Origin of the sequence: Thermococcus sp. 2319x1 (genome assembly GCF_001484685.1) — an archaeon.
Lineage (GTDB): Archaea > Methanobacteriota_B > Thermococci > Thermococcales > Thermococcaceae > Thermococcus_A.
Genome location: NZ_CP012200.1, coordinates 1749470 through 1776280, shown reverse-complemented (window position 1 = coordinate 1776280; position 26811 = coordinate 1749470). Strand labels below are relative to the sequence as shown.

Here is a 26811-nt window from a genome sequence, read left to right as displayed (position 1 = left end):
CTGTAAAACTTTTTAAACCTATCTTTACATAATTCTATGTGATGGTACTTTATGAGGCGTGGAATAATGGCCCTATACTTGCTGATAATCCTGCTAATGGGCGCAATAGTAAGCTCTGAGGCTAAGATAGGTGAAATTAAGAAGGGTAATCAAGACTATTACCTAACAGGGCTTTTCTTTGCTATCTTGATAGTTCTTGGGGGCATAATACTGATCCAGATTTTCCTAACTGTTGGAGATCCTTTTGCGAAAAAGGGCCCGGAATACGGTGTAAACTGGGGCATCTTCCTTGCCATAATAATAGGCTCCACTATACTTGCTCTCCTCATTCTCTACAAGGTTTACAAGACTCCCTTACCGAATATGACGGTGAACGGGAGTGAGGGAATTTACCACGTTAATCAGGGTTATCACGTTAGCTTCTACGAGAGGTATTTCCAAAATCCCTTTGGAGGGTCTTCAGAAGGTAGCGTTTACCTATATGCTCTCTTTGGAGTTCTTGTAATAACCCTCAGCTATGTTGCGGTGAGGTTTTATCTTGATTTGAGGGCTGCCAGAGAAAGGAGAAAACTTAAAGAGATTGTTGAACAATTTGATAAGAAGTTGGAAGAAGAGGGCATAGATTTCCTTGGAGATCCGAACGAAATTGTGGTGAAGCTCTACAAGAACGCAGTGATCTGGCTTAGGCTTTTGGGCATCCCCTACAGAGAAAGCTGGACTCATTGGGAGCATGCTGAAAAGGTAAAATACAAACACGACGCATATGTAAAGCTTGCGAGGCTTTTTGAAAAGGCAAAATACGCTCCGGAAAAGGTAACTATGGAAGATGCGAGGGAGGCTTATGAGCTTTACATGAAAATCAAGGGGGATGCAAATGAAGTTGAGGCTTAACATTGCCCTGATCCTAACTGTCCCCTTCGTCTTAGTCGCAATCTTCGCTGCTTCGTATTTGGTTAGGTGGATAGCCGTTTTAATAGTGGGAACAATACTTTTGGCTTTTATACTCGAAGAGGCTGAGCTTCCTTATATTCCAAGAAGGGGAGAACAGAAAAGGAGGAGGGAGGACTTTGAAAGGCTTGCGGATATTATAAAAATGGCAAAGAAAGGTAGTGTTGCCAAGCAAATAGTTCTCGACTCCCTCTTGGAGATATATGAAATAGTTGAAGAGGATAGAGAAAAGGCAAAGGCAAGGGTTGAGAATCTTAAAATAACGGGCTCTGGGAACAAATTCCTTGAAGATCTCGAAAAAGTTCTTGAAATTGTGGAGGCGGATGTTAATGAGAGTAGAGGAAGTTTATGAAAAAGGAAACGAGATTTTAAATGAAGTTGGAAAGGCAATAGTTGGGAAAAGGGAAGTCTTAAAGCTTATGCTGGCAACAATACTTGCCGATGGGCACATTCTCATTGAAGATCTCCCGGGATTGGCAAAGACATTAATGGCAAAGAGCTTTGCCTCGGCACTGGGAGTTGAGTTCAAAAGGGTTCAATTTACACCGGATTTACTTCCCTCAGATATACTCGGTGTTAGTGTTTTCAACCAGAAAACCCTTGAATTCGAGTTCAAAAAAGGGCCGGTGTTTACAAACATCCTTCTTGCCGATGAGGTCAACAGGGCACCCCCAAAGACTCAATCAGCTTTGCTTGAGGCTATGCAGGAGAGGCAGGTAACTATAGAAGGGAAAACCTACCAGCTTGAGAAGCCCTTTGTCGTAATAGCCACCCAAAACCCGATTGAGCAAGAGGGAACATACCCCTTGCCAGAGGCACAGCTCGATAGATTTCTCGTCAGGCTCAGGGTGGGTTACCCGACCAAGGAGGAGGAGCTCGAGATTCTCAAGAGGAGGATCAAGAGAAAGAAGGAAGAAGTGGATATAGGCCAAATAACCTCTGCTGAAGAGGTTGTAGAGATGCAGAGGGCAGTTGAGGATGTTTATGTGAGCGATGCCGTTCTTGAATACATAACCGAGATAGTGAGGGCAACAAGGGAAAATAAAAAGGAAATTGAAGTTGGAGCATCTCCAAGAGGAACTTTAGCTCTGCTCAAGCTTTCGAGGGCATACGCTGTTTTGGAAGGCAGGGACTACGTTATCCCAGATGACGTGAAGAAAGTTGCCATACCTGCACTAAGTCATAGGCTCATACTGAAGAGGGAGCTTTGGTATACGCGGGTAAGTCAAGAGATGGTCATGGAGAGAATGCTTGAAAAAATACCCGTTCCAAAGTTTGAGTGATAGCTATGAAGGAATTTTATCCAACTGGAAAAGCCCTTCAGCTTCTTCTTGTACTATGGATAGGGGTACTCATTGCTTTCTTTACCCTTCGCTGGGATATGGTATATCTTGTCCTTCCGATACTTTGGCTGTTTTTCATAGCGGTTGCATTTTTTAAACCAAAACTTGACGTGGAGATTAAGAGAATCCTGCCTCACGACAGAATTCTTGAAGGAGAAACCGTGGAAGTAAGATTAACCGTAAAGTCCAACGAAAGAATTCCAAGCTTAAGGCTTGTGGATGGCACACCGGGGGAGCTTGAGGTTATTGAAGGTAAGAACGAGTTCTTACTTTCCCTAAAAAAAGATGAAGTGAGGGAGCTTTCCTACAAGATTAGGGTACGCAGAGGGGTTCATGAGTTTAGCTGGATATACTTGAGCTACCAAGATCCATTTGGATTTTTCAAAAGGGACAAGGCGGTTGAGCTGTATGATGAGCTTATCGGTGTTCCGCTCATAGAGGACGTCATCACTCCCTACTCCACAAAGGGTACGAAAATAACCGTTGGTCCCTTGCCATCTCCAAGGATAGGTGAAGGAGTAGAGTTTCACGCCATAAGGGAATACCAGCCCGGGGATCCTTTCAAGATAATAAACTGGAAAGCAACTGCAAAGATGGGCAAAATAATGAGCAACGAGTATGAGAGCGAGAGAAAAGTTGATGTTGTGATAATAGTGGACGCTGGCTATTTGGGGGGCAGGGTTATAGACTACTCTGTAAGGGCTGCTGCCTCTCTCATGCTCGACTGCCTTAAAAACGGCACGAGCTTTGGTCTTTTGCTTTCGGAGAGCGTCCCCCTGTGGGTTAGGGTGGATTATGGAAAGAGGCATTTCTTCAGGTGTGTTGACATTCTAAGCACTGCTAGGCCGGATAAAAATAACCTAATCGCCTATCAGGTTGAACATCTTATAAGGACGCGCTTTCCTGCAAATGCCCAGATAATCTACATCTCACCCCTTGTTAGCGAAGAGAGCAGAAGGGCCCTTGAGATGATTTATCGCTACGGATACAAGATAATAGTGATCTCCCCGGATCTGTATTCAGCCATCGAGCCAAGAAGCAAAGAGGAAGAGCTGGCGGTTAGGATACTGGCCCTCAAGAGGAAAGCATACTTAAGGAAGCTTTCCGCCTATGCCTTAATAATAGACTGGGATACCAGAAAACCCCTTAGAAGCGCCATCGCAGAGGTGATCAAGTTATGAGGATAAAGTTCTCACCGATACCGCTTGTAATCCTGTTTTTCATCTTTCTAAGCTATAGGCAACTCCTTCCGGTCTTACTGCTTGCTCCTTTAGCTTTTGTCTCCTATTTCTTTGGCACACTGTTTTTGATGGCCGTTATAGGCTTCCTAGTGTACTACAAGATAGGAGGCGCTCTGGGAGTTCTGATAGTGGCTTTAGCCTTAATCTTTATTGAGTCCGCTTACTTAGATAGGGAAAAAGCCCCCAGAGAGCATTATCTAATCTTGAGCATAGCATCTCTATTGGCCATTCCCACCTACGCCCTCATAATGGGGCTCTCTTTGGTCATGCCCAAGCTCGAGGTCACCGCAGTTGCCGTTTTTATTCTAATTACCCTCTACGTATTCTCAAGGATAGTCACGAGTGATTAGATGCTCCAGCTTCCTTTTTTCTTTAGCACCTCTCTTGCCCTCGTCAGTCCTTGCTTTATGCACTCTTCGAGGTTCTTCTCCCTTGCATAATAAGCTAGAAAGCCACCAGCAAAAGCATCCCCAGCTCCCGTTGGGTCTACGATTTCCTCTACTGGAAGAGCATTGAACTTTTTGAAATCTCTCCCGTTATAAAGCAGAACCCCCTTTTCTCCCATGGTTACCACGACGATTTTAGCCCCCCCATTCGTGAAGCTTTTCGGCGGCTTTTTTGATGTCCTTTTCTCCGGTTATAGTTTTTGCCTCCCTTTCGTTTGGAAAAACTACCTCCGCTTTTGACACTATCTCCTTCATGAGTTCCCTTTTTGTCTTGTATTCCTCCATGTATGTCGGGTTGAAATCCAGGGTAACCCTTTTGCCTTTTAGTCTTTCTATCGCCTTTAGCTGCTCTTCCGGTGGTATTGGAGAGATGTGAAATATTTTCGCGTTTAGGTAATCATCCGGAATCTCTGTCTCACCCATCTTCTCTGCCACTCCCATCTCCACCGGCGCATCGACGCTCCCGTCTTCGTGGTAGATCATGTAGATGTGCATTGTTTTCCCTTCGAGAACGTGAACTCCCCTAATGTCTATGATTCCTTCAAGGTTTTTCAGCCACTCCATGGGGAAGTCCTTTCCGACCTTTGTAACCAATCCCACTTTGGCTCCACTTAGAGCGGCGGAAGTGGCAACAGCCGCGGCCGCTCCTCCCGGAAGGATCATTTCTCTCTTATCGGGAAAGATTATGTGGTCAATCGCAACATGCCCCAAAACTACCAGATCCATGGCAAGCCCCCTTTGACCTAATCGGAGAGGGTTTATAAGGTTGCCCTAACTTAATTGACTGCAACGTTTGGAGTAAAATTGGAATTAGTTTTAACAAAAGAGGCACCACAGTAAAGATCCGGGGAAAAAGGGTACCAATACTCCTCAGATCTTTACGAGATAAGGATTTACAGAAAAGATAATCTCTCTGGGTTTTACAAGATGATAGGATTTATCATACGGGGGAAACAGCAACTTTTAGGCTGGAGCATGTATAAAACAATGCTCAAAAATAGACTGGTAGCGGGGGGTGGATTTGAACCACCGACCTCCGGGTTATGAGCCCGGCGGGCACTCCTAGCTGCCCCACCCCGCTGCTTGACCCGTTACCTATTAATAAGAAGCCGATTTATAAAGTTTGCGGTATCTCTTTCGGGAGTTTCAAATGCCGGATACTCCATTGGAAGTGTCTAAAAACATTTCTAACTTTTTAGCCCTTTATTTGGATTTAACTCCAATCCCACCATGCCGGATTTAACTGCCGGGCTTTTCTCATGTGATGAAAAAGCCCTTAAACTCCCCCTCCAATTTTATATTGGTGATGAGATGTACCTCACAAAGGAGGAGGAACTGATACTTGCCGGAGAATACGGCTATGCATTGCAAAAGGCCATGGAAATCCTTGTTGCATTGGGAGATATCTATGGGGCGGATAGATTGATTCCGATTAAAAGTGCTCAGGTGGCTGGGGTTTCTTACAAAAATATCGGAGATGCCGGAATAGAGTTTCTGAAAGACCTCGTTAATTCCGGGGCGAAGGTTAGCGTTTATACTACTCTCAATCCGGCTGGCATAGGAGACGAGCTATTCATGGAGAAGCAGAGGGAAATACTCGAGCTCTATAGGGCCATGGGAATAGAGGTCACCTCCACCTGCACCCCCTACTACGGTGCAAACCTTCCGAAGTTTGGTGACCATATAGCATGGAGCGAGAGCTCCGCGGTTATCTTTGCAAACTCCATAATAGGAGCGAGAACAAACAGGGAAGGCGGACCCTCAAGCCTTGCAGCCGCAATCGTTGGCAAAACTCCAAATTATGGTCTCCACCTTGAGGAGAACAGAAAGGCAACGGTAATCGTTGAGGTGAAAGCAAAGCTCAAAGACTTTGCAGACTACAGCTTTTTGGGCTACTACCTCGGCAGAGCTCTGAAGAACGATATACCCTACTTCAAGAACCTTAAACCGGAAAAGACGGATTACCTCAAGGAATTAGGAGCTTCAATGGCGGCAACGGGCTCAATAGCACTCTACCATGTTGAAGGCGAGACTCCGGAATACAGGCACGCCATAGGGGACAAGCTCGAGAGAATTGAGGTTGATGAGAAGGGACTCGAAGAGGTTAAGGAAAAGTTCAACGCAGAGTGGAGAGAGATAGATGCAATAGTAATAGGCTGTCCCCATGCTTCAATTCAGGAGATAAAAGAGGTGGCAGAGCTTTTGAAGATGAGGAGGAAGCCTTTGAAAGTGCCGCTCTTAATAACCGCAAGCAGGGCTGTGAAGGCCCTCTCGGATACCTTGGGCTATACCGAGGTTATAGAGCGATATAACGGAAGGATAATAGCCGACGGCTGTTTAATAGTATCTCCGGTGGAGAGGTGGTATGAGGGGATAGCCACTAACAGCGGAAAGGCGAGCTTTTACTTCTCCTCGGCCGGGCTGAAGGTGAGGCTTGAGGACACTGAAAGGCTAATCCTCGAGGCACCGTGAGGTGGGAAGATGAGACTTAAGGGAAGAAAAATCACCAGAGGAAAGGCAAAGGGAGTTGCCCTTGTCTCAAAAAAGCCTCTCTCATTTTTAGGGGGTGTCGACCCAAAAACTGGCATAGTGAAGGACATCGAGAGTGACATCAGGGGAGAGATCATAAAGGACAAAATCCTTGTATTTCCGAGGGGCAAAGGCTCGACTGTTGGCTCTTACGTCATTTACCAGCTGAAGAAAAACGGTGTTGCACCTAAGGCAATAGTTGTTGAAGAGGCAGAGACGATTGTAGCAACGGGAGCTATTATTGCAGAAATCCCCATGGTGGACAAAGTGGACATAAGCAAGATCAAGAGCGGCCAGATCGTTGAGGTGGATGCGGACAGGGGGGAGGTAATCATAGAGGAATAGTTTTTAAGCTTTCTTCCCTATTCTTTTTAAGTGGTGGAAAAAATGGCAGAGGGTATTTACAAGTGCGTTAAATGTGGCCATAGAGAGGTTAGAGAGTCCAACGCAGCTTTGCTGGAAAATTCTTGTCCAAAGTGCGGCTCGGACATGGTTCTTGTTGGCTTTGAGATTGAGCCGGTTGAGGAAACCTTTAACGAGCCTCTCATGGAAAAGCTCAGCGAGTTTTATTCTCTTGGCGAGATGCAGGCTAAAGGAGACGTAATGGCTTTTGAGGTTTTATCGGTGAAAGAGACCAACTTCGAGAGGGTTCTTAAGGAGCTTGAGAAGCTCGGCTACTGGGCGGCATTGAAAAAGAGGGAAGGCAAAGTTGCTCTCTTCGTTTTTCCAGCGCAGCAGGTTAAGGAAGAAAACCCCCTCATCGGCATAGGGCTTTTTATTGCAACGGTTTTGAGCACCCTCTTTGCGGGCTACTGGCTTTCAAGTTCTTATATATCCTTTCTTGACCAGTACAACCTCCCGGGGATAAGGAACATCTATCTAAATGCCCTGGCCTTTTCAATAAGCGTTTTGGCTATTCTTGGCACCCACGAGATGGGGCACAAGATAGCGGCTACCCTTCACGGCGTAAAGTCAACTTTTCCTTACTTCATACCGTTTCCAAACATACTCGGCACTCTTGGAGCTGTTATAAGGGTTAAATCCCCAATACCAACGAGAAACGCCGCCATAGACCTGGGCTCAAGCGGACCCATAGCGGGATTCATCGTTGCCATTCCAGTGCTACTTATAGGGTTAAGGCTCTCTCCAACCTTACCAATCTCTGCTGCTCAAATGGAGGGCGAGATAGCCTTTGGACAAAGCCTTATAATGCTCCTCCTTGAGAGGTACATCTTTAGGGTTCCCGGGGACTATGTGATTTACCTCCACCCGGTGGCGATAGCCGGGTGGGTGGGAATACTTGTGACATTCCTAAACCTAATCCCAGCCGCCCAGCTTGATGGTGGCCACATAGCGAGGGCCTTCCTTGGGGAAAAGCTCCACTCGATTTTGACCTTTGGTCTGGGCTTGGCAATGATTGGGCTAAGTGTCCTCTGGGCAGGGTGGCTCATCTGGGGCTTCATAATCCTCCTCATGGGAAGAATAGGAAACCCGGGGGCTTTAGATGAGGTCAGCCCAGTTTCGCCTAAGAGAATAGTTCTGGCTTTGATAGTGCTCGCAATATTCATCCTCTCGGCAACGCCAGTGCCCATAAGCGTTGTCCAGTGAGCTTTTTATATTTTTTACAACGATTTGTCAGTTCTTTTCAAATACCATAAACTCTTCGGTAGAGACTTTGAGCTTTAGCGGCAATGAGCTCCCTTCTATAGAAAAAGGGCAGAAATTGCTGGGGTGTCACATCAAGATTTTATAACGGAGCCGAAAATGGAAAATCCCCGCATTTTCTTACAGCGATGAGGGGGCTTAAAGGTTTTGCGCTTTTTTGTACGATGCAGGGGGTCTATCAAAAGAAAAGAATTAGCAAAAGCAATGAAAAGCCCAAGGAAAGGTGGGTTCAAAATTTCCGAGAGCTTTCTTCCAAAGTTTCAGGGGCCCTCTAACTTTCCTTCAAAATCTGCTCTATGTCGTTGTAGATTGAATCCCTCGAGACGTTGAATAGCCTCGCTATCTCAGAGATGTTCAAAACCTTTGGATTCCAGCCAAAAAGCTCAAGGGCTTTTCTCAGGATTGCCCTCCTTTCTTCAATGCTCAAATTATCGAAGCTTTCTCTTTCTCTTGGTATGTTCACAACCGCTATCCCTACGGCATATTTCCTTCTGGTTATTGGCATAGTGTAGGTTCCGAAGGTGAAGTCCACTATTTGGGCATTCTTTACCTTCTCCCCCATCTTCTCCTGCAGCCTTTCGAGGACGTCCTTCCCTGATGAGTATTCAGCTATTACCATCTTCCCATAGTTTTTGTCCACCTCTATGCTCAGGCTTATTCTAACGCTCATAAAGGCACCGAAAGAGAGCTCTATCTTGGCTTTATCTATTCTTCCCGGGATTTTCTTTAAAACTTCGGCCTTTTTTCTGAGCTCCTCTAAACAGCTTTCAATGCTCGATGACTCGCACTCTATGAAGACCAGCATTGCTATCCCCACTTTTGATTATCCCATAGGTAAAATTGAGGAAAAAAATATTTATCCTTTTCCGAAGATAATCAAAGCATGAGCCGGAAGGGTCAAGGCTCACTGGAGTACCTCTTCATGGTTGCCGCAGCATTGATAATAATCTTCGCTGTGGTGAGTTATATCAGCGGTTCTGGAAGCCAAGCTACACAACAAGGTGACATTGCATTACTGCAAAGCCAGGCAGAGCTTGCAAAATCTAAGCTAACTGCTAAAGGCCTCTGGAACGACGAATACTGCTTTTACATCCTCTCGGAGAGTTATTCCAAAGACAAAGTTGGCTCCAAATACGGCATAAGCATAAAGGACAAAGGCTCAAATGGGAAGTGTGATAAGAGTGACAGGGTCATCTACTACCTCGACTACAGTGGCTCGGAATACAGGGAGGAAGTGAAGGCCCTCTACGGGGACGGGAAATATAATCTGAAAACCCTTAAGGAGCTCTATGACCAATGCCTCGCAGGTGATGAAAACGCTTGCAAGGTAATAATCACCCTCGACGAGTCGTTGTGGATTCCTCAATAGTTTGTACCACATTTGCGGAAGTGATCGGCATAATTGAGGGGAAAGATATTTATAGGTCTTCGATGTAATTTGTCTTTGAAGATACCCTTTCGGAGGTGTTGGAAAATGATAAACCTGAAGAAGTTGTTTAGGAGGAAGAAGGGTCAGGGTGCGCTGGAGTACCTCTTCATGATAGCAGCGGCCCTGATAATAATCTTTGTTGTGGTTAGGTATATATCAAGCACTGGGCAGCAGGCTGCTTCACAAGGGGACATAACGGTGTTGCAAAGTCAAGCGGAACTTGTAAAATCATCATTCCAAGCAAAAGGGTGGTGGAGTAATAGTACAACTGTTTCATACGATAATAATAGTACGAAGTTGACCCTAAATATACCTGGCGTTTCTCCCAGCCCACAATACAGCGTCCCCACTGAATATAAGGATACACTTTCCACTTATTTCGGCAGCAGCAACAAGTCTATAATAACGGTCTACAATGAGTGCCAAGCTGGTAAGTTGGAAGCTTGCCAAGTCTTCGGAGTTCTTGCAGGTTCAACGACCTGATCTCGGCTCTTTCCTTTTTTGGTGATTTTTATGAAAAAAGCTCAAGGTTCCCTCGAGTATTCTGCAATGATTGCCCTCGTTCTTGTCATAATATTGGTTGCGGTTTTTTACCTTGGCGAAGGTGTTGTTCCGAAGACAATAAACTCCGCCCAGCAGGCCCAGCTTCTCCAGTATCAGGATAGCGTTGAGATCATAAAGAGCAATTACGAAGCCACGGGAACTTGGGGGAAACTCAAAGCCCAAACCATCTCCTGCTCGAACGGGCAGTGTGAGTTCAACGGGGAGACAAAAGAGATAGACGACTCCACCTTTACATACTCAGACACCCTTGAGAACGCCTACAACAAGTGCATCTACGAGAACAACCTGGACTCATGCAAAGCGATAGTTTATGTTTTGGGCGATTAGTCTTGGAGATGCTCCACAACTTCTTTTTTTATTTAGGACTGGATTGTGAAGAACCGATAACCTAAAACGAGTGCGATGATAGCGTTAGCCAGCAGAACCGACAGAAATCATAAAGAAGCAAAAGAGTTTTTTGAAAAATCTATTAGGAGCGGCATAAAGTTCGTTGTTGGCAGGCCAGTACTGGTGGAGTTCCTTAATGGGGTTTCAAAGAGGGTTAACAAGAAGACTGCGATTCAGCTTTATAAAAGCTACGCAAAGAGTAGGGTTGTGATAATTGAGAAAGAAAGGGAAGAAGACTGGGAAAAGGCCTGGGAGATATTTGAGAAGTATGAGCATCAGAACGACATGGATGTCGTAGATTGCTTGAGCTTTGCTATAATGGAGAGGCTGAAAATCAAGGAAGCTTTTACTTTTGACCGGGACTTTGAGGTTTATGGGTTCAAGAGGCTACCGGATCGTTGATTTCTCTTTTTGACATAGTTTAGAAGGAGTGAATCTCGGAAAAATAAGGCCCTCACTCCTTCTCGCACTCACAGGGGTTCTTCCCGCAGTAGGGGCAGACTCCCGGATACTTCTTCTTCGCCGCTTCCTCCACATCAACTCCAGCTATGTTGGCCAGGCTCACAAGCCACGCTAAAACGTCGGCAAACTCCTCTTCCATGGCCTCTCTATCGTTTTTCCTCAATGCCTCGGCCAGCTCGCCTACCTCCTCAGTAAACCATAGGAAGGTCTTCTCCAAGCCCCTCCTCTTATCCCGGTGGAAGTAAAGTTCCCTAATGAGCTCTTGGAACTCCCTTATGTGCATATTCCCACCCCTATTGATGGCTCGGGTCGAGCTGTCATCACCACTCAGCGCAATTCGCTCTCCTCATTGCCCAACTTTAAATTCCCGGGAGCCTTTTAAAGGTTAGCCAAAACCCATTTAAGGATGAAGGTGTAAGATAACTTAAGTGATGAAGTATGGGATTGTTCTCCTTCGGATCGAAAAAGAATAAGGTCATAAAGATGCTCTCGGAGGGAAACTTTGAGGAGGCTCTCCGCTCTGCAGCGAAAGATCCAAAGTATGTGGACGCCATAGTGGAGCTCCTCAACGAGGAGAACCCGGGGATAAGGGGAGATGCGCTTCTCCTCATTGGAGAGCTAACGGTCAGGCACAAAGACCTTGTGATGCCATACGTTGAAGAAGGGCTCCCCATAACCGTGCTTTCGCTTATAAACGACCCCAATCCTTATGTTAAAGAAAACGCCATGCAGAGCTTTGAGATCATGCTGAGATACTTCCCATGGGTTGGGGAAAAGTTCAGGAATGAAATGACTTCTCTACTGCTTGAGATTCTCCAGACGGGAGATAAAAACAAGAAGGCCTTTGCGATTCTAATGCTTGGAAAGCTAAAGGTGAAAGAAGCCCTTCCGTTAATAGAGGAATTCAGAAACGTCAGCGATACCGTAATTTTGCCCCTGGAAGGCATCAAATGGGTGCCCCTCGGAGAGATAGCGGAGAAGGTTATAAAAGAGCTTGGAGGTGATGGAAATGATTAACCTTCTGATATTCATAGTGCTCTTGATACTCGCCGCGGTTATAGTGGTTAAGCTGACCTTTGCTGTGCTGAGATGGATGGCAGTAAACGCTGTAATAGGGCTCATCCTCGTGGGGGTTTTGAACTACCTCGGGGTTACCCACATAGAGCTCACCCCTATAAACTTCCTCATAATAGCCGTGGGTGGAATTTTGGGCGTTTTCCTTTTGGCTTTTCTGTCCTTCCTTTAGCCTTTTCCAAACCTTTATAAAGTCGAATTTTTAAAGGTGGTTGGGAGAGAAGAAATAAGTTGTTAGAGGTGATGTTCATGTCTCACAAATCTGCTGAAATGTATGAGCTCAAAAAGAAGGTAGAAGAGCTTAAGAAGATTCGAGGTCGAGGGACTGAACTGGTTTCCCTTTACATCCCCGCCGGTTACGACATAAACAAGGTTATGCAGCAGCTTAGGGAAGAGTACGGCACGGCACAAAACATCAAATCAAAGACAACTCGAAAGAACGTTCTCGGAGCTCTGGAAAGGGCAATGCAGCATCTCAAGCTCTACAAACAAACTCCGGAGACGGGCTTGGCCTTATTTGTTGGAAACGTCAGCGAACAGGAAGGGGTAACGGATATACAGCTTTTTGCCATAATCCCACCCGAACCGTTGAACGTGAGGCTCTATCGATGTGACCAAACCTTTGTTACGGAGCCTCTTGAGGAGATGCTCCGAGTTAAAGATGCCTACGGCTTAATAACGGTTGAAAAGAACGAAGCGACTATAGGCCTTCTGAGGGGGAAGAAGATAGAGGTCATTGAGGAGCTCACCTCCAACGTTCCCGGAAAGACAAGGGCCGGTGGTCAGTCTGCAAGGAGATATGAGAGAATTAGGGAGCAGGAAACGCATGAGTTCATGAAGAGGATTGGAGAGCATGCAACGAAGGCTTTCCTTCCCCTCCTTGAAAAAGATGAGCTTAAGGGAATCATTGTCGGCGGTCCCGGACCCACGAAGGAGGAGTTCGTTGAAGGGGATTATTTACACCACGAGCTCAAGAAAAAGATAATTGGCGTTGTTGACATAAGCTATCACGGCGAGTACGGGCTGAGGGAGCTCGTTGAAAAGGCAAGCGACATACTAAAGGAGCACGAGGCAATTAGAGAGAGAAAGCTCGTGCAGGAGTTCTTCAGACACCTGGTCAAGGACACGGGCTTGATAACCTATGGAGAGAAGGAAGTAAGAAAAGCTCTGGAGCTTGGAGCCGTTGATGTGCTCCTGATAAGCGAAGGCTACGACAGGGTTCGCGTTAAGGCAAAGTGCAACCACTGCGGCTGGGAAGAGCTCAAGACCATGACCGAGAGCGAATACGAAGTTTACAAGAAGAACCTTAAAACATGCCCCAAATGTGGAAGCCAAAACATAAGCTTTGAAAAATGGGATGTTGCGGAGGAGTTAATAAAAATGGCGGAGGAGAGCGGGGCTGAAGTTGAAGTGATTTCCCTTGACACCGAGGATGGACAGCAGTTCTACAGGGCATTTGGTGGACTCGGGGCAATTTTAAGGTACAAGACCCAGTGAAGACAAGAGGTCTTTTACCTTCCCTATAACCTCTTCTCCGTCCATCGTGTATGGGGGTCTTAGGATGGGCTTTATGGAGAAGCCCCTTATGCCCATTGCTATCTTTATTGCAGAGCCGAAGGAAGATGCGAGGTCGTAAACCTTTGAAAGTTTGGCAAGCTTTCTGGCATATTCCATAGCTTTTTCAAAGTCCTTATCTTCAAAGGCTTTGTATAGGGCAAGATGGAGCTCCGGGGCAAAGTTTGCGCATGCCATTATCCCTCCGTCACCTCCAAGGAGGAGCGTATTGAGGAAGTGCTGATCTAAGCCCGTAAAAACCTTAAAGTCCCCTCTTTCTTCTTTGACCTCAAATATGACATCCCTAACATGGTTTATGCTATCTATGGTCTCCTTTATGCCGGCTATGTTTGAGTACTCAGTGGCGAGCTTTTTGATGAGTGGAACGCTTAGAGGAGTTGTACAGCCCGGGATGTTGTAGAGGATTATTGGGATATCCGTTTTCTCTGCTATTATGGAGTAGTGGTTAAAGAGTGCCTCATCACTGAGAGGACAGTAATAGGGGGGCGCTATAACCACATAATCCGCCCCGATATCTTGGGCATGCTTAGTCAGCTCAACCACTTCAAAGGTGTTTGTTGAAGCCGTTCCTACCAGATAGAAAGTTGAGGTAACAATCTCCCTGCCCTTCTCTGCGATAAGCTTTCTTTCTTCGAAGCTGAGGCTTGTGAATTCTCCAGTTGTTGCATTGATGAAGATTCCATGTACTCCGGCGTTTTGAAGGTAGTTTATATGTTCTTCCAGTGCAGGAAAGTCTATGGAGTAGTCCTCATTAAAAGGCGTTACAAGGGGAACTATCACTCCTCTCATTGAACCACCAAGGTAAATAAGCCTCAGAATATTTTAGGTTTGTGGAAAAAAGAAAGGATCACATGACTTCCGGAGCCTCGATTCCCATAAGCTCAAGGGCGTTCTTTAGAACCTGCTTTGTTGCCATGACCAAAAGCAATCTCATCTCCCTTATCCCTTCCTCAGCCTTCAGCACTGGCAGCGCCATGTAAAACCTGTTGAAGACCATTGCAAGCTCATTTGCGTAATTCGCTATTAGGTTGGGCTTTACGTCCCTTCCGGCCGTCTTTATGACTTCCGGGAATTTGGAAAGGATCTTTATTAGCTCTTTTTCTTTTAAGTCTGGATTTGAGAAGTCTGCCTTGCTTAAGAGCTTCTCGCTTTCAACGCTTATCCCTTCTTCTTTTGCCTTCTTAATTATGGAGCAGCATCTCGCATGGGCGTACTGGATGTATGGGGCGCTTTCGCCCTCAAAGTTCAGCACATCGTCCCATCTGAACGTTATTATCTTTTCCGGCGAGTATTTTATCATGTTGTACCTCACTGCCCCTATCCCCACTATCTCCGCTATTTTCTCCTTTTCTTCTTCGCTCAATCCGGGGTTCTTCTCTTCCACAAGCTCTTTAGCTCTTTTTATGGCCTCATCAAGCACCTCATCCACGGTAAAGCCTATCCATGTCCCCTTTCTTCCGCTGAACTTTCCTTCAGGTCTCACAACGTGCTCGTAAGCAAGGTGATAGAAGTTATTGTAGGCATCCTCATGGCCGAGGAGCTTGAGGGCATATGCAACTGCTTTCTGCTCGTACCTCTGCTCTGAGCCGACGACGTTTATCACTATATCCGCATTGGCAAACCTTCCCGGCATTTCTTCCCCATCTTTTGCCGTCGTCCACGTCTCATGTCCATCCTTTTTATCCCAGAGCTTGTAGCGCATATCTGATTTAACTTTACCAAACTTCCACAAGTGATAAGCTATGTCCTTTCCCGTGTAAGTCGCTGTTCCGTCGCTCCTTATGAGCACCGTGTCTGGGTTCTCCATGTCTGGAAAGAGGTCTCCAAGCTTCATGATGAACGCTCCCTTGTATTTGCCCTCTTTTGCCCATTCAAAGTGTTCGTTCTTTTCTATCATTGCGTAGGCCTCTTCAAATATTCCACTCCTCACTATGTCGCTTTCCCAGCTGAGCAGGTCGTAAAAGATGTTCATCCTGTAGGTTGTTTCCATCTGAGCTCTAACCACCTTTTCCGCCAGCTTTCTGCCCTCCTCGGCTATCTCGTTGTCTCCCTCCTCCAGCTTCTTCATGAGCTCCCTTATCTGTCTCTCCACCTCCGGGTCTTCCTCCATTCTCTTGTGAACCTCAACGTAGAGCAGACCCAAAGCGTGGTCGATTACATCGTCCTTAGAAAGTCCTTTCTCCTTGAGTTCCTCAATGATCCTCCCAAACTCTTCCCTCAGGTTTAGGTAGCCCCACAGAACCTGTGCAAACTGAACCCCCAGATCGTCTATATAATTTTGAACCTCCACCTTGTAGCCAAGTTTCCTCATTATTCTTGCCATTGTATCTCCAAGAATTGAGTTTCTTGCATGCCCCATGTGAAGCGGCTTGGTTGGGTTCACGGAGGTGTGCTCCACTATAACCTTTTTTCCATTTCCCAGATTGCTTTCTCCGAATTGATCTCCTTTTTTGAGGATCTCTTCCACCACAAGTTTCCCGAATTTTTCGTAATCTAAGAAAAAGTTTATATATCCGGCTCCAGCTACCTCTACCCTTGAAATGTAATCGGGGAGCTTTCCTTCTAAGTTTGAGACAATCTCTTGGGCTATAACTCTTGGGGCTTTTCTAAACACTTTTGCAAGCTGAAAGGCAACGGTGGTGGCAAAGTCACCAAGCTCCATACTGGGCGTTTCATCAAATAAAACCTCACCTTCCCAGCTTTTTCCCTCTTTTTCAAGCATTTCTGAAATAACCTTCTCCACTATCCCCTTAACCTCTCTCTTGACATCATCGTAAGCCACAGTTATCACCGCTTCTCATTTTTCATAAACCTTTAAAAACCACCCGCTTTAAATTTGTCTGTGGTGGGCATGAGGAGAATAGGAGAGCACAAAGCCAAAAAGGGCCTTATAAGGTTTGAGATTGAGGAAGAAAAGGGAATTGCAAAGGACGTAAAGATCACTGGCGACTTCTTTATCTATCCTGAGGAAGCTATCGGCGAGCTTGAGAGCCGGTTAAGAGGAAAAAAACTTGATGAGCTTGAGAAGGAGATAGAGGACTTCTTTGCTGTCAGGCTGGACATTGAGATGCCTTACATAAACGTTGAGGACTTTAAAATCGCCCTCAAAAACGCTCTGCGTGGTGAAAATGAGGAGTAAAGTTTTTTACGCTTTTCTTGGAATTTTTCTCGCTGGAGTTCTCTTTGGTGTGGTATTTTCCATGTTAAGTCCAAACTCTGCGGAGAACCTGTTCTCAAACCTCAGGCAGTTTTTTGGCGGGACTATAGGAGAAAATACCGACAAGTTCAGCCTCTTCAGCTTTATATTCCTCAACAACTCAAGGGTCGCGGTAATATGCACCCTTGGTGGAGTTCTTTTTGGCATAGTGCCGGCTGGAATATTGTTCTTTAACGGCTTTATAGTGGGGGTGGTTATTCAGTACTTCAATGCACAGGGGGAAAGCTTGGCGAAGATTCTTCTTGCTATTATTCCCCATGGGGTGATAGAGATCCCGGCTTTTGCAGTTGCCGGGATGGGGGGAGTGGAGTGGTATCTTGAGATAATCAACGGAGAAGGAACCGTTGGAGAGAGATTTTTAAGGGGATTTAAGAGAGCTGTGAGAATGCTTGCCTTAGCCCTTGTAATGCTTCTAGCGGCGGCTTTTGTTGAGGCTTACATCACTCCGGCCGTTGCTTCAGGCGTTTAAGTAGATATGCAAAAGCAAGAAATGCAACGACTGCCGGGATAGTCAAGGGAGTACTCTTGGGGTTTTCTTTTTCTCCTTCTGAAGTTTCTGTTATCAGCAAATCAACAGCTCCTCCGGATAGGAGTTCCAGAGTTTGAAGCTTTTCTACACGGATGATTCTTTTTTCTCCCGGCCTGAGGTCACCTATGTGATAAATTCTCCCATCTATCCTCAACGTCACGTTCTTTGAGTAACCTCCCCCTTTAGAAATTCACCGTTTGGCTTCGATGTACTCAAATCGTTTGATAAGAATAAACACCCAATCTGGTAAACTGCGCTACCGTTAAACTCTATCGCAATCTCCGCTGTACCATCTTCCGGCATGTTGAATACGTAGTAAAAAGGTCTCAATTCAGTGCTTACTTGAGCTAAACCCCCGTAGCTTCTTTCTTTTGTTAGGACTGCTACACGGGCGGGAGCGATCTCGTTCCATGAACGGGAGCTTTTCATGCATAGACCTAAGGTATACCACCCTTTTTCTAGGGGAAGTTTAAGTTTAAGGACTGCAGAGGGGCTTAATGTGGTAAATACTAAAAATTTTCCCCGCTTTTCCAAAGTTCCGTTTACTGGAACCCAAGCTAAGTTGGGGGAGAGATAATTTCTGAACTCTTTCCCCTTTACTGTAACTCCAAGCGGCTTCTCGTTCTTCAGGTAGATCACCAGAGGGCGATGCTCCACCAAGGTTATCGATACTGGGGGTTTAGCAATGCCTCCCATCGAAACTTCTGTAAACCTTTGCGCTGTTGGATTTGGCCCCATATTCCCCTATAAGCAAAAACTCCTCGTTTCCTGCCCACGACCACCATATTGCGTACTTGTCTTTGTCTAATCTTAAGACCTCCTCGAATTTTTCTCCGTTCTTCATGAATACACTTCCATCGGCGTCTGAAAAGAAGAGAACTCCTTTCCAGAGATAGAGAGATTTAACCTCCGTCCCATGCTCGTATATAAGCTCCCACGCTATTCCATCCCTGCTTTTTAGGATTTTCCTCCTCTCGTGCCTCAGTTTTCTGTACTCAACTCCGTAAAGGTACCCCTCCGGATCAGGGCCTACAACGTAGGTTACGGGAATCTCTTGGATGTTCAGAGAAACAGCTTGTGGGGGATCGTCAATTATCTTCCCAATCCCATGTAGGTAGTATTCAAAAGCTGTGGTTGGAAAAGCGTAGAGGAGTAAGAGAAGAATACTCACAACAGCATTGGTTTTCATCCTTTGTCCACCAGCTCCTCTGTGGAAATTTCCGGAGCAGGGAAGGTGCCGTACTCTTCATAGATTTCGATTTCCCTTAGGAAAGCGTCTATAGGGTTCTCCATGGAGGCAATTATTCCTCTTATATGCTTTCTAAAGGCTCCGTTCTTCCTCATAAGCTCCCAGGCCTTTTCAGAAACTTCTATCGGATCGGTGGAGTGGAACTTAATGCCGAGGCTTATAAGCCATCTCGTAATTGACAAAAGCCTGCCCGGGTAAGTTGAAATGGTGGGAGTTCCTAAAGCCAAGGCCTCCCTGTTCATCGTTCCCCCCGCACCGATCATTAGCTTTGCATAGTAGAGGAGGGACAGGCTGTCAGTAACGTGCTCCGGAATTATGACGTTTTCAAAGTGTTCAAAGCGCTTCTTTTGGCTTTCTGTTCTTGGGAATAACACTATGGGAATATCCGGGAGTAGAGGGATTATATTTTCAAGAACGCTCTTCTCGGCGTCGCCGTTAAAGTAATTGGCCTTTATGGGCTCGGTTCTCATCACAATGTAGCTGTATGAAGATAGCCCCAACTCCCTTAGGGGCTTTTTGCTGGGGATAAAGCCATATACATGGGCCAACTCCGGTATGCCGTTTATTGGCTTGAGGGAATTTACATCTGCCCCGCATCTTATGAGCTCGTAAGCGTCTATGGCTTTGGGGTATATTAGTCTCCTTGTGAAGGGCAGCATGAGCTTGTTGACCGCTATGGCGGTATCGTTGTCGGCAAATCCAATTGTAGGAATCCCCAATCCGAAAGCCACCCTCGGAGCTTCCGGAGAATTTTTATAGAGTGCCAAATCTGGTTTTTCTTCAATTACCAGCTTAGCAAGCTTGTATTGTCTCTCAACACTTGCTATAAGCTTCCCTTCAAGGGTTGATCCGCCATGCTTTCCTACAACGTAATAGTCTATTCCCAACATATCCAAGATTCCAGTTAAGCCGTCAAACTCTCTCGTGGTGACCAAAACCTCATGTCCTCTTTTTTCAAGCTCCCTGATTATACCCTTGAAGAAGTGAGCGTGAGGTGCATTGACAATATCTACCCATATCTTCACGGATTTCACCCATTATTATGGACAGCTTTGTCCATTAAAAGGGTTTCCGTAAAACGGTTTTTTCTGCCTTTATTTTTCAAGTTATTTAGGAATTCTTTGATCTGCCAATTGTTTATTACGCTTTCTGTTCATGAAAGAAGGTCTAATACCAGAGTAACCCCATAAAGGTTCGTAGGAAAACGTAGTCTATTAAAATTTTCTTGGAGCTTGCCGGGAAATCTTTGAGATTACCACCCGAAATTGTTTCGTGGAAAAACCTTAAATTTTGGTGCTCAATCTCTCTTCATTGGTGAGAATGCATGAGGGAGAAGATAATGGACAGAAGCGCAGAAATTGCTGTCATAGGTTTGGGTTACATTGGCCTTCCCACGGCAATTATTTTTGCCAATGCCGGATTTAAAGTAATAGGATATGAAATAAGGGAAGAAGTGGTGAAAAAGATAAACTCGGGGAATTCCCACATAATCGAACCGGAAATAGAGGAGATGCTAAAGAGAGCAATTGAAAACGGAAATTTAAAGGCTACTTCAGACAAGAAGGAGATAGCAGGTAAGGATGTCTACATAATATGCGTTCAAACCCCTCTAAAAGATGATAGAACTCCCGACTTGAGCTATCTTGAAAACGCCGTTAGAACAACCGCTGAATCCATGAAGAGGGGTTCTCTCATTATTATAGAGAGCACCGTTCCCCCTATGACAACTCTGAAGATGGCAAAGCTTGTAGAGAAGCTGACGGGCCTCAAAGCTGGGGAAGACTTCTATATGGCTCATGCTCCTGAGAGGGTCATGCCCGGCAGAATATTCAAGGAGCTCGTTTACAACTCCAGAATAATCGGGGGGATAAATGAAGAAAGCTCTGAACTCGCTGAGCTTTTGTACAGGTCATTTGTAAAGGGCCAAATTTTTAAAACAAACTCGACCACAAGCGAAATGGTAAAGCTAATGGAGAACACTTTTAGGGATGTAAACATTGCTTTAGCTAACGAATTCGCTTTTCTTGCCCACCAGTATGGGGTCAATGTTTTTGAGGCAATAGAGCTTGCCAACACCCATCCAAGGGTTAAAATCCATATACCGGGAATCGGTGTTGGAGGCCACTGTTTGCCAAAAGACCCATATCTGCTCCTCAGTTCTGCAAAAGAAGACTTTGGATTGATAAAGAAAGCAAGGGAAATCAATGAAGACATGCCGCTCTTTGCAAAGGATCTTCTTATGGATGCCCTAAAGACGATTAACCTTCCACCGGAAGAAGCTGTCGTGGTGGTTCTGGGGCTGTCTTACAAGGGGAATTCCGATGATACAAGAAATTCCCCATCCCTTAAGTTCATTGAGGAGATAAGGGAAGATGTTATGGAGGTTAGAACTTACGATCCTTATGTAAAAGGCACGCATAAAAGTCTTGAGGAGGCTTTAAAGGGGGCGGATGCAGCTGTCATAGCAACAGACCATTCAGAGTTTAAGAGTTTAGACTGGCAAGCCCTTGGAGGCCTTATGAGAAACAAAATACTCATAGACGGAAGGCATGTCGTAAAAGAGCCTCCGAAAGGATTTGTATTCAAAGGGATTGGGAGGGGCGAGTATTGAAACCGGCGTTTGTCTTTGGTACAAGGCCGGAGATAATAAAACTCGCACCCGTAATAAGGGCATTCGAAAGAAGGGGCATTGAGCCGCTAATAGTTCACACGGGACAGCACTACGATTATGAGATGAGCAGGATTTTCTTAGAAGAGCTCGAGCTACATAAAATTGACTACCATCTCGAAGTGGGCTCCGGAACCCAGGCTTATCAAACGGGAATGGCAATGATAAAGATAGAAGAAGTTCTTATGAAGGAGAAGCCCGATGTTACATTGGTTCAGGGGGATACAAATACCGTCTTGGCTGGAGCTTTGGCGAGTGTTAAGCTTAAAATTCCCGTTGCACACGTTGAAGCCGGCTTGAGAAGCTTTGACAGGACAATGCCGGAAGAAATAAATAGAATTTTGGCCGACCACGCGAGTGAAGTTCTTTTTGCTCCGACTGAGGAGGCGAAGAAAAATCTTGAGAAGGAGGGCATCGTTGAAGGGGTTTATGTTGTTGGAAATACGATAGTTGATTCCGTTCTCCAAAATTCGGAGATAGCCGAAAGGAAAAGCAGGATTCTTGAGGCTTTAGGACTAAAATCAAAGGAATATGCCCTCTTGACAGCCCATAGGGCTGAGAACACCGATAGCGAGGAGAACCTCAAAAGACTCGTGGAAATAATAGAATCCCTCCCAATATCAGTGGTTTATCCCGTCCATCCCCGAACTGAAAAAAGATTAAAGTCCTTAGGTCTATGGGAAAAGCTGGAAGAGAAAGAGCACGTGATTCTAACAAAACCCCTTGGCTATTTAGACTTTTTAAAACTGCAAAAAAATGCTAAGTTTGTTTTAACAGACTCGGGTGGAGTTCAGGAAGAGAGCATAATTCTCAACGTCCCATGCATAACCCTACGTTATAATACAGAAAGGCCGGAGACAATAAAAGCGGGAGGGAACGTTTTAGTCGGTCTTGAGAAGGACAGGGTTTTTTACTATGTCGATAAGCTCCTAAACGATGAAGAGTTTTACGGCAGGATGGCAAGTGCTAAGAATCCTTTTGGAGATGGAAAGGCTGGGGAAAGAATTGCTGAAATACTTATCGGTCTCTACGAAAAGGGAGAACTTAGGGTGAAGAGTTCGAGGTTTATTTAAAAATAAAAAGGCTGTTCTCTAGTTGGTATTTTGCGTAAGTTTTAAATATTTTCGTTGCATACATTGACTTAGGTGTTATCAATGCCAAAATTTTACAAACCCTCTGAGGTTGCAGAACTCCTTAACTACAACAAAGTCACCATAATTCGCTGGATTCACGCTGGAAAAATCAGAGCCATCAAAATAGGCCGAGACTTCAGAATTCCCGAGGAGGAAGTCCAGCGACTACTGGGTAAAAAGAACGAAACAACGAGGGCAGTCCTCTACGCAAGAGTTTCAGGAAGAGACCAAAAAGAAGACCTCGGAACACAACTCAAAACCCTCGAACAATACGCCATCAGCAAAGGCTACCAAATCGTGGACGAGGTGAAAGAAATAGCCTCTGGACTGAACGAAAACAGAAAGGGCCTAAGAAAACTCATCACTCTCGCAAGAAACAGCGAGTATGACGTTCTTATCGTCACTTATCCAGATAGGCTTACACGATTCGGCTTCAAATATCTGGAAGAACTCTTCTCAGCATACAACGTGAGGATTGAAACAGTCTTCAAAGAAGACAAGACACCAAAAGAAGAACTCGTTGAAGACTTAATCGCAATAATAACCAGCTTTGCCGGGAGACTTTATGGGCTAAGGAGCCACAAGAACAAAAGGTTCGTTCAAGAATTTAAAAAACTCCTCGCGGAGGTTGAGAACGAGTGAAACTAACCCGAACAGTCATCCTCGAAAGCCTCCCACTCACGGGAAAGAAGTTCGAGGCGATAAAAGAGATTTATGACGAATACTCGGAAATATTAACCTTTCTGACAAACTATGCAGTTGAAAACAAAGTGAAGAGCCATCTAAAACTTAGGAAAATCTTCTACAAAAAACTCAAGGAGGAGCACAATCTTCCAACCCACTATTATTACACGGTTTGCCAAGACGCAGTGACGAGAGCCAAGAGCTTCTTCGAACTGAAGAAGAAGGGAAAGGCCAAAACCGGGAAACCCGTCATCAAACGCGTCTCCCTCTGGCTGGACGACGTTCTGTGGGATTACAAGAGGTTTCCACGGTTCAACGTCCTGAAAAATGGGAGAAAAATCCTCATCATAGGCTTCACGACGAAAAGGGGTAGGATAAAACTCCCGCTGAAACCGCACAAACTCTTCTTCAGGTATCTTGACGAGGGCTGGAAGGTCAAGGCTGGCGTGAAACTCCGCGTCGTTGAAGAGGAGCGGAAAGTTCTTGCATACTTCATCTTTGAGAAAGAGTTCACCGAGCTTGAACCAACCGAAAGATTCCTTAGCGTGGATTATAACGTCGATAATGTCTCTTTTGGCACTCGCGAGTTTTTAATTCAGGTTAAGACGGATTTGGGCAGAATGACGAGGTTTTATTCTGACGTGAGGAAGCAGGTTCAAAAGACTCACTCGGTCGGTTGGAAGAGGAAACTACCCTCAAAGCGTGGTAGAAACCTCCTCAAAAAATTCGGTAGGAGGAAGATGAACAGGAGGGTTGACTTGCAAAGGAAGTTGGCGATGAGGCTTGCTGATCTCGCTGGGAAGTTGAACGCTACTCTCGTCCTTGAAGCCGTTCCGAAGAATTTTAATCAAAGGATTGTGAGGAAAAGAAGAAAGAGCGAGGCGAGGTTGAGGGATACGCTTCACAACATTGGAATGAATGGTTTCCAGCGTTTTGTCTTTGAGAAGGCGGTTGAGTATGGTGTTTCTGTGGTTTTTGTCAATCCTGCTTATTCTTCTCAGGTTTGTCCGCATTGTGGTGCGTTTAGGGTTAAACCCGGTGACGACGCTCTGCGTCGGAGGGTTTTCGAGTGTCCGGTTTGCGGTTTTTCAATGGACAGGGATTTTGTTGCGGTCTTGAACTTGTTGGGGCTGTTTCCGTTCAGCCCGAAGGCCTGTGAGCCATCGGCGGAGGGCTCGGTGAGTCCGGTGATGCTGGTGGTTGAGGCCAACCTCCTGCACTGCAAGAACTCGTTAATGATAATTAGTCAAGGACTGCAACAAAAATAAGTGCAGGAGGAAACGGAACCTAGCTTTTCACAAGCACCAAAACTTTTAACCCCGGGACAGTTAACTTTCCCTCGTATGTTTTATCTCCATCTGGCCACACCAGCTTCCATCTTCCGGGAGGAAGAGAGATATCTGTATCTTCTGGAGCATTGTTGGCAACCACAAGTACTTCATCGTCGTGCCCTCTAAAGAACGCCAGTACTCCTTCTTTTGCAGTGTAAAACTTTATTTTGCTGCTTGTTAATGCTGGAACGCTTTTTCTCAAATCTGCAAGGCTTTTGTAGTGATCTAAAACTTCCTCATTTACACTGTCCCATTGTATTGGGTACCTCTGCGAATCGAAGTGTTCCTTGTTTCCAAGGAGCCCCCTCTCATCCCCCTGAAAAGTCACAGGCATGCCTGGGAGCGTATATAGAAGCGTTGATAGGAGCTTTAGTCTCTGTATTGCTTCTGGTTTGGGGCTGTCTCCTAAATTCCCGCCTCCAAGATCTGTAAGGACTCTCGAGGTGTCGTGGGAGCTTACCAGATTAAAGCCCATGGCAACGACGTTTTCCCCATAACTTGCATAGTATCTGCCCAAAAGCTCTAGTGTCCCCTCTCCATTCCAGTCCCCTCTTGCGTAGGCTAGGAGGATGTCTCTTCCAAGAGCGTAGTTCATAAGAGAATCAAAGATGTTTCCCTGAACCCATTTTGGAGATAATGACCAGATTTCTCCAACTATATACGCATCGGGATGCTTTTCTTTGATGGCCTTCCTTAGCTCGGAGAAAAACTCCTCAGCGTTTATGAGTTCTTGCGGAGCGTCTATTCTAATGCCATCAAATCCAAAATCGAGCCAGTAAAGAGCGGCCCCTATTAGGTATTCCTTGACCTCTGGGTTAGCGGTGTTGAGCTTGGGTAAACTTCCAAGTCCCCACCAGCCGAGGTAGGCTTTCCCATCACCCAATTTGAAGGGCCACCTCTGCACAAAGTACCAGTTCCAGTAGGGACTTTCTTTTCCCCTTGATGCAACATCTAGGAATGCCCAGTGTCCGATTCCGCTGTGGTTGGGGACAAAGTCGAAGATGATTCTGATACCTCTTTTATGGGCCTCTTCAATGAGGGTCTTTAAGTCTTCCTCGCTCCCGAACTGTGGATCAAGGCGGTAATAGTCGTATACATCATAGCCGTGAGCGCTTCCAGCCAAAAAGATTGGGTTTATGTAGATAACAGTGACTCCAAGTTCTTGAAGGTAATCGAGCTTTTCGATTATTCCCTTTATATCTCCACCAAAGTACTGGTGGCAGCAGTGGAGCGGGCCTATAGAATCGCTCCAGTTTGAAAGGGTAGGTTTCTTATCCGTGAGTTCATTGAACCAGAGCTCGTCGTTTTGGAGGGCTAAGGGATCATTGCTCGGGTCGCCGTTGTTAAAGCGATCCGGGAATATCCGGTATCCTATTCCTTTGCCCACCCATTCAACTTGGGGGAACCTGTTTATCCCGTCGAATGTAAAGAAGGGATTGGTGGAAGTATTGAGAAGAAGAACGTCTCCCTCTTTTGTCGCAAGCCTAAAGTAATATTTAATTGGCTTCACTTCCCGAATTTCAGCCCTCCAGACTTCTCCAGAACCCCACCAGAGCTGGCGCTCCATTTCGTATTCTCCATTGGAGGTTACGAGAAGGGCTGATTTTATCTGGTTGGGATGTATTTTGAACCTGATCACCGTCCTATTATCGGCAATTGAGAGATATGCGGGATTTTTGGGGTCATGCTCTATTCCCAGACCTTTTTCGCCTTTTACGATTTTGACGGCATTTTTTCCGCCAAAGCCGTCATCAACGTAGGTATCGGCCGTTGAGTCTACAGCGGACATATCCTTTACCCATTCGCCATCCACGAAGAACTTGTATTCGTATCTACCAGGTTCCAAGCACACGGAAATTGTCCATACTCCATCCTCTTTTCCATTGGCCACTCTCCCCAGTCATTGAAGGTTCCGCGCAAGCTAACGGAGGTGACATTCTCCTCCTGTGGGTTATAGGTGAAAGTTACAGGGGTTTTTCCTGGAGGGCAAGTCTCTTTGGTTTCTTCATTGAGATAAATAGTGCTGTAATTGCCTTCTGGAAGGGTTAGAGTTTGTTCGGTAGTTTTAGGAACACTCTGTTGAACGCACCCAGAAGCCATTGTTCCTATTATGAGAATTACCATCACTACCCCAGAAGCCCATCTCTTCATATTGTGTATCACCGGTAGTGATCATCCTCTAGATATATTAAAGTTTTGTTAAGGGCATTCTATATTGTCGAGAGCAATTTTTTGCACTGCCTTTCGAGGAGAAAGGGGAGTATGTGATGTTTACTTCTTCAACCCACACCGCTAAAAATTGCCCGTTGCATTTTGTAGGGAATTCAAGCATTACGA

The 26811-nt window shown here is 45.6% G+C and carries 30 protein-coding genes, 1 tRNA gene and 1 pseudogene; 21 read left to right on the top strand and 11 right to left on the bottom strand.

The genetic code is table 11. The features are described from left to right. Positions 1 to 51 precede the first annotated feature (51 nt). From ADU37_RS09880 to ADU37_RS09860, 5 genes are read left to right on the top strand one after another with little or no spacing between them, the layout of a single operon-like run. Positions 52 to 891 carry a DUF4129 domain-containing protein gene (locus ADU37_RS09880; protein ID WP_058947424.1) on the top strand — a complete coding sequence of 280 codons (840 nt, stop codon included), beginning with the start codon at positions 52 to 54 and terminating at the stop codon, positions 889 to 891. After that, a complete protein-coding gene (locus ADU37_RS09875) occupies positions 875 to 1300 on the top strand; it encodes a hypothetical protein (RefSeq protein WP_058947423.1) in 426 nt (141 codons plus the stop codon). Before ADU37_RS09880 ends, ADU37_RS09875 begins: the two co-directional genes overlap by 17 nt. After that, complete coding sequence (locus tag ADU37_RS09870; protein WP_058947422.1) at positions 1278 to 2231, top strand: MoxR family ATPase; 954 nt, start codon at positions 1278 to 1280, stop codon at positions 2229 to 2231. The genes ADU37_RS09875 and ADU37_RS09870 overlap by 23 nt, the downstream gene beginning before the upstream one ends. Before the next feature lie 5 nt (positions 2232 to 2236). Then, a complete protein-coding gene (locus ADU37_RS09865) occupies positions 2237 to 3472 on the top strand; it encodes a DUF58 domain-containing protein (protein ID WP_058947421.1) in 1236 nt (411 codons plus the stop codon). Then, positions 3469 to 3882: a hypothetical protein gene (locus ADU37_RS09860; protein WP_058947420.1), complete on the top strand. Its 414-nt coding sequence runs from the start codon at positions 3469 to 3471 to the stop codon at positions 3880 to 3882. The genes ADU37_RS09865 and ADU37_RS09860 overlap by 4 nt, the downstream gene beginning before the upstream one ends. Here ADU37_RS09860 and ADU37_RS09855 read toward each other — a convergent pair. Beyond that, positions 3879 to 4704: pseudogene (locus tag ADU37_RS09855) on the bottom strand (carbohydrate kinase family protein). The gene ADU37_RS09860 and the pseudogene ADU37_RS09855 overlap by 4 nt on opposite strands. 277 nt (positions 4705 to 4981) lie before the next feature. Then, a tRNA-Met gene (locus ADU37_RS09850) sits at positions 4982 to 5059 on the bottom strand. Positions 5060 to 5289: 230 nt separating this feature from the next. Here ADU37_RS09850 and ADU37_RS09845 point away from each other — a divergent pair. Genes ADU37_RS09845 through ADU37_RS09835 form a run of 3 tightly spaced genes read left to right on the top strand, consistent with a single transcriptional unit; the run spans position 5290 to position 8115 of the window. Next, on the top strand, positions 5290 to 6450 hold the full coding sequence (locus ADU37_RS09845; protein WP_058947419.1) for an aconitase X: 1161 nt from the start codon (positions 5290 to 5292) through the stop codon (positions 6448 to 6450). A 9-nt stretch (positions 6451 to 6459) separates the two neighbouring features. Next, the gene (locus tag ADU37_RS09840; RefSeq protein WP_058947418.1) at positions 6460 to 6852 is read left to right on the top strand and encodes a DUF126 domain-containing protein; all 393 of its coding nucleotides are present in this window, start codon (positions 6460 to 6462) and stop codon (positions 6850 to 6852) included. Between the two features lie 42 nt (positions 6853 to 6894). Then, positions 6895 to 8115 (top strand): site-2 protease family protein, encoded by a 1221-nt coding sequence (locus ADU37_RS09835; RefSeq protein WP_058947417.1) that lies wholly within the window; start codon positions 6895 to 6897, stop codon positions 8113 to 8115. A 328-nt stretch (positions 8116 to 8443) separates the two neighbouring features. Here ADU37_RS09835 and ADU37_RS09830 read toward each other — a convergent pair whose 3' ends face one another. Then, entirely contained in the window at positions 8444 to 8977 is a 534-nt protein-coding gene (locus tag ADU37_RS09830; RefSeq protein WP_058947416.1) for an HTH domain-containing protein, read from the bottom strand. A gap of 78 nt (positions 8978 to 9055) precedes the next feature. On the opposite strand from ADU37_RS09830, the gene ADU37_RS09825 reads away from it, so the two are divergent. The 4 genes from ADU37_RS09825 (at position 9056) to ADU37_RS09810 (ending at position 10954) form a co-directional block, all read left to right on the top strand. Beyond that, positions 9056 to 9541, top strand: a complete 486-nt coding sequence (locus ADU37_RS09825; protein ID WP_082663054.1) for a class III signal peptide-containing protein — start codon at positions 9056 to 9058, stop codon at positions 9539 to 9541. Positions 9542 to 9646: 105 nt separating this feature from the next. Next, positions 9647 to 10084, top strand: a complete 438-nt coding sequence (locus ADU37_RS11860; protein WP_082663053.1) for a class III signal peptide-containing protein — start codon at positions 9647 to 9649, stop codon at positions 10082 to 10084. A 30-nt stretch (positions 10085 to 10114) separates the two neighbouring features. Continuing rightward, entirely contained in the window at positions 10115 to 10492 is a 378-nt protein-coding gene (locus ADU37_RS09815; protein WP_058947414.1) for a class III signal peptide-containing protein, read from the top strand. Between the two features lie 75 nt (positions 10493 to 10567). Continuing rightward, entirely contained in the window at positions 10568 to 10954 is a 387-nt protein-coding gene (locus tag ADU37_RS09810; protein WP_058947413.1) for a type II toxin-antitoxin system VapC family toxin, read from the top strand. Positions 10955 to 11006: 52 nt separating this feature from the next. Here the strand turns inward: ADU37_RS09810 and ADU37_RS09805 are convergent, their stop codons facing one another. Beyond that, entirely contained in the window at positions 11007 to 11297 is a 291-nt protein-coding gene (locus ADU37_RS09805) for a MazG nucleotide pyrophosphohydrolase domain-containing protein (RefSeq protein WP_058947412.1), read from the bottom strand. 200 nt (positions 11298 to 11497) lie between these two features. Here ADU37_RS09805 and ADU37_RS09800 point away from each other — a divergent pair, with 200 nt between their 5' ends. The 3 genes from ADU37_RS09800 (at position 11498) to prf1 (ending at position 13585) form a co-directional block, all read left to right on the top strand. Further along, positions 11498 to 12031 carry a HEAT repeat domain-containing protein gene (locus tag ADU37_RS09800; protein ID WP_238981967.1) on the top strand — a complete coding sequence of 178 codons (534 nt, stop codon included), beginning with the start codon at positions 11498 to 11500 and terminating at the stop codon, positions 12029 to 12031. Then, positions 12024 to 12260 (top strand): hypothetical protein, encoded by a 237-nt coding sequence (locus tag ADU37_RS09795; RefSeq protein ID WP_058947410.1) that lies wholly within the window; start codon positions 12024 to 12026, stop codon positions 12258 to 12260. The genes ADU37_RS09800 and ADU37_RS09795 overlap by 8 nt, the downstream gene beginning before the upstream one ends. Positions 12261 to 12337: 77 nt before the next feature. Further along, complete coding sequence (gene prf1 / locus ADU37_RS09790; RefSeq protein WP_058947409.1) at positions 12338 to 13585, top strand: peptide chain release factor aRF-1; 1248 nt, start codon at positions 12338 to 12340, stop codon at positions 13583 to 13585. Here prf1 and ADU37_RS09785 read toward each other — a convergent pair. Then, entirely contained in the window at positions 13565 to 14452 is an 888-nt protein-coding gene (locus ADU37_RS09785; RefSeq protein ID WP_058947408.1) for a dihydrodipicolinate synthase family protein, read from the bottom strand. The two genes, prf1 and ADU37_RS09785, sit on opposite strands and share 21 nt — an antisense overlap. Before the next feature lie 58 nt (positions 14453 to 14510). Continuing rightward, positions 14511 to 16445: an arginine--tRNA ligase gene (locus ADU37_RS09780; RefSeq protein ID WP_058947407.1), complete on the bottom strand. Its 1935-nt coding sequence runs from the start codon at positions 16443 to 16445 to the stop codon at positions 14511 to 14513. Positions 16446 to 16514: 69 nt separating this feature from the next. Here ADU37_RS09780 and ADU37_RS09775 point away from each other — a divergent pair, with 69 nt between their 5' ends. Together ADU37_RS09775 and ADU37_RS09770 are read left to right on the top strand one after the other, a co-directional pair. After that, positions 16515 to 16802: a lipoate protein ligase C-terminal domain-containing protein gene (locus ADU37_RS09775; RefSeq protein ID WP_058947406.1), complete on the top strand. Its 288-nt coding sequence runs from the start codon at positions 16515 to 16517 to the stop codon at positions 16800 to 16802. Beyond that, positions 16792 to 17349: a stage II sporulation protein M gene (locus ADU37_RS09770; RefSeq protein ID WP_058947405.1), complete on the top strand. Its 558-nt coding sequence runs from the start codon at positions 16792 to 16794 to the stop codon at positions 17347 to 17349. The genes ADU37_RS09775 and ADU37_RS09770 overlap by 11 nt, the downstream gene beginning before the upstream one ends. On the opposite strand, the gene ADU37_RS09765 is transcribed toward ADU37_RS09770, so the two are convergent. The 4 genes from ADU37_RS09765 to ADU37_RS09750 are packed head-to-tail and all read right to left on the bottom strand — an operon-like array spanning position 17321 to position 19683. After that, positions 17321 to 17569 carry a hypothetical protein gene (locus ADU37_RS09765; protein ID WP_058947404.1) on the bottom strand — a complete coding sequence of 83 codons (249 nt, stop codon included), beginning with the start codon at positions 17567 to 17569 and terminating at the stop codon, positions 17321 to 17323. The two genes, ADU37_RS09770 and ADU37_RS09765, sit on opposite strands and share 29 nt — an antisense overlap. Continuing rightward, positions 17566 to 18105 (bottom strand): hypothetical protein, encoded by a 540-nt coding sequence (locus ADU37_RS09760; RefSeq protein ID WP_144433258.1) that lies wholly within the window; start codon positions 18103 to 18105, stop codon positions 17566 to 17568. Before ADU37_RS09760 ends, ADU37_RS09765 begins: the two co-directional genes overlap by 4 nt. After that, the gene (locus ADU37_RS09755; protein ID WP_058947402.1) at positions 18089 to 18598 is read right to left on the bottom strand and encodes a hypothetical protein; all 510 of its coding nucleotides are present in this window, start codon (positions 18596 to 18598) and stop codon (positions 18089 to 18091) included. The genes ADU37_RS09760 and ADU37_RS09755 overlap by 17 nt, the downstream gene beginning before the upstream one ends. Next, on the bottom strand, positions 18595 to 19683 hold the full coding sequence (locus tag ADU37_RS09750) for a DUF354 domain-containing protein (protein ID WP_058947401.1): 1089 nt from the start codon (positions 19681 to 19683) through the stop codon (positions 18595 to 18597). The genes ADU37_RS09755 and ADU37_RS09750 overlap by 4 nt, the downstream gene beginning before the upstream one ends. A 299-nt stretch (positions 19684 to 19982) precedes the next feature. Here ADU37_RS09750 and ADU37_RS09745 point away from each other — a divergent pair, with 299 nt between their 5' ends. The 4 genes from ADU37_RS09745 (at position 19983) to ADU37_RS09730 (ending at position 24411) form a co-directional block, all read left to right on the top strand. After that, a complete protein-coding gene (locus ADU37_RS09745) occupies positions 19983 to 21269 on the top strand; it encodes a UDP-N-acetyl-D-mannosamine dehydrogenase (protein ID WP_058947400.1) in 1287 nt (428 codons plus the stop codon). After that, on the top strand, positions 21266 to 22399 hold the full coding sequence (gene wecB / locus ADU37_RS09740) for a non-hydrolyzing UDP-N-acetylglucosamine 2-epimerase (RefSeq protein ID WP_058947399.1): 1134 nt from the start codon (positions 21266 to 21268) through the stop codon (positions 22397 to 22399). The genes ADU37_RS09745 and wecB overlap by 4 nt, the downstream gene beginning before the upstream one ends. Before the next feature lie 81 nt (positions 22400 to 22480). Next, the gene (locus ADU37_RS09735) at positions 22481 to 23101 is read left to right on the top strand and encodes an IS607 family transposase (protein ID WP_058947398.1); all 621 of its coding nucleotides are present in this window, start codon (positions 22481 to 22483) and stop codon (positions 23099 to 23101) included. Further along, positions 23098 to 24411 (top strand): RNA-guided endonuclease TnpB family protein, encoded by a 1314-nt coding sequence (locus ADU37_RS09730; protein WP_058947397.1) that lies wholly within the window; start codon positions 23098 to 23100, stop codon positions 24409 to 24411. Before ADU37_RS09735 ends, ADU37_RS09730 begins: the two co-directional genes overlap by 4 nt. 19 nt (positions 24412 to 24430) lie before the next feature. Here the strand turns inward: ADU37_RS09730 and ADU37_RS09725 are convergent, their stop codons facing one another. Next, on the bottom strand, positions 24431 to 26365 hold the full coding sequence (locus tag ADU37_RS09725; protein ID WP_238981966.1) for an alpha-amylase family glycosyl hydrolase: 1935 nt from the start codon (positions 26363 to 26365) through the stop codon (positions 24431 to 24433). Positions 26366 to 26811: the final 446 nt, after the last annotated feature.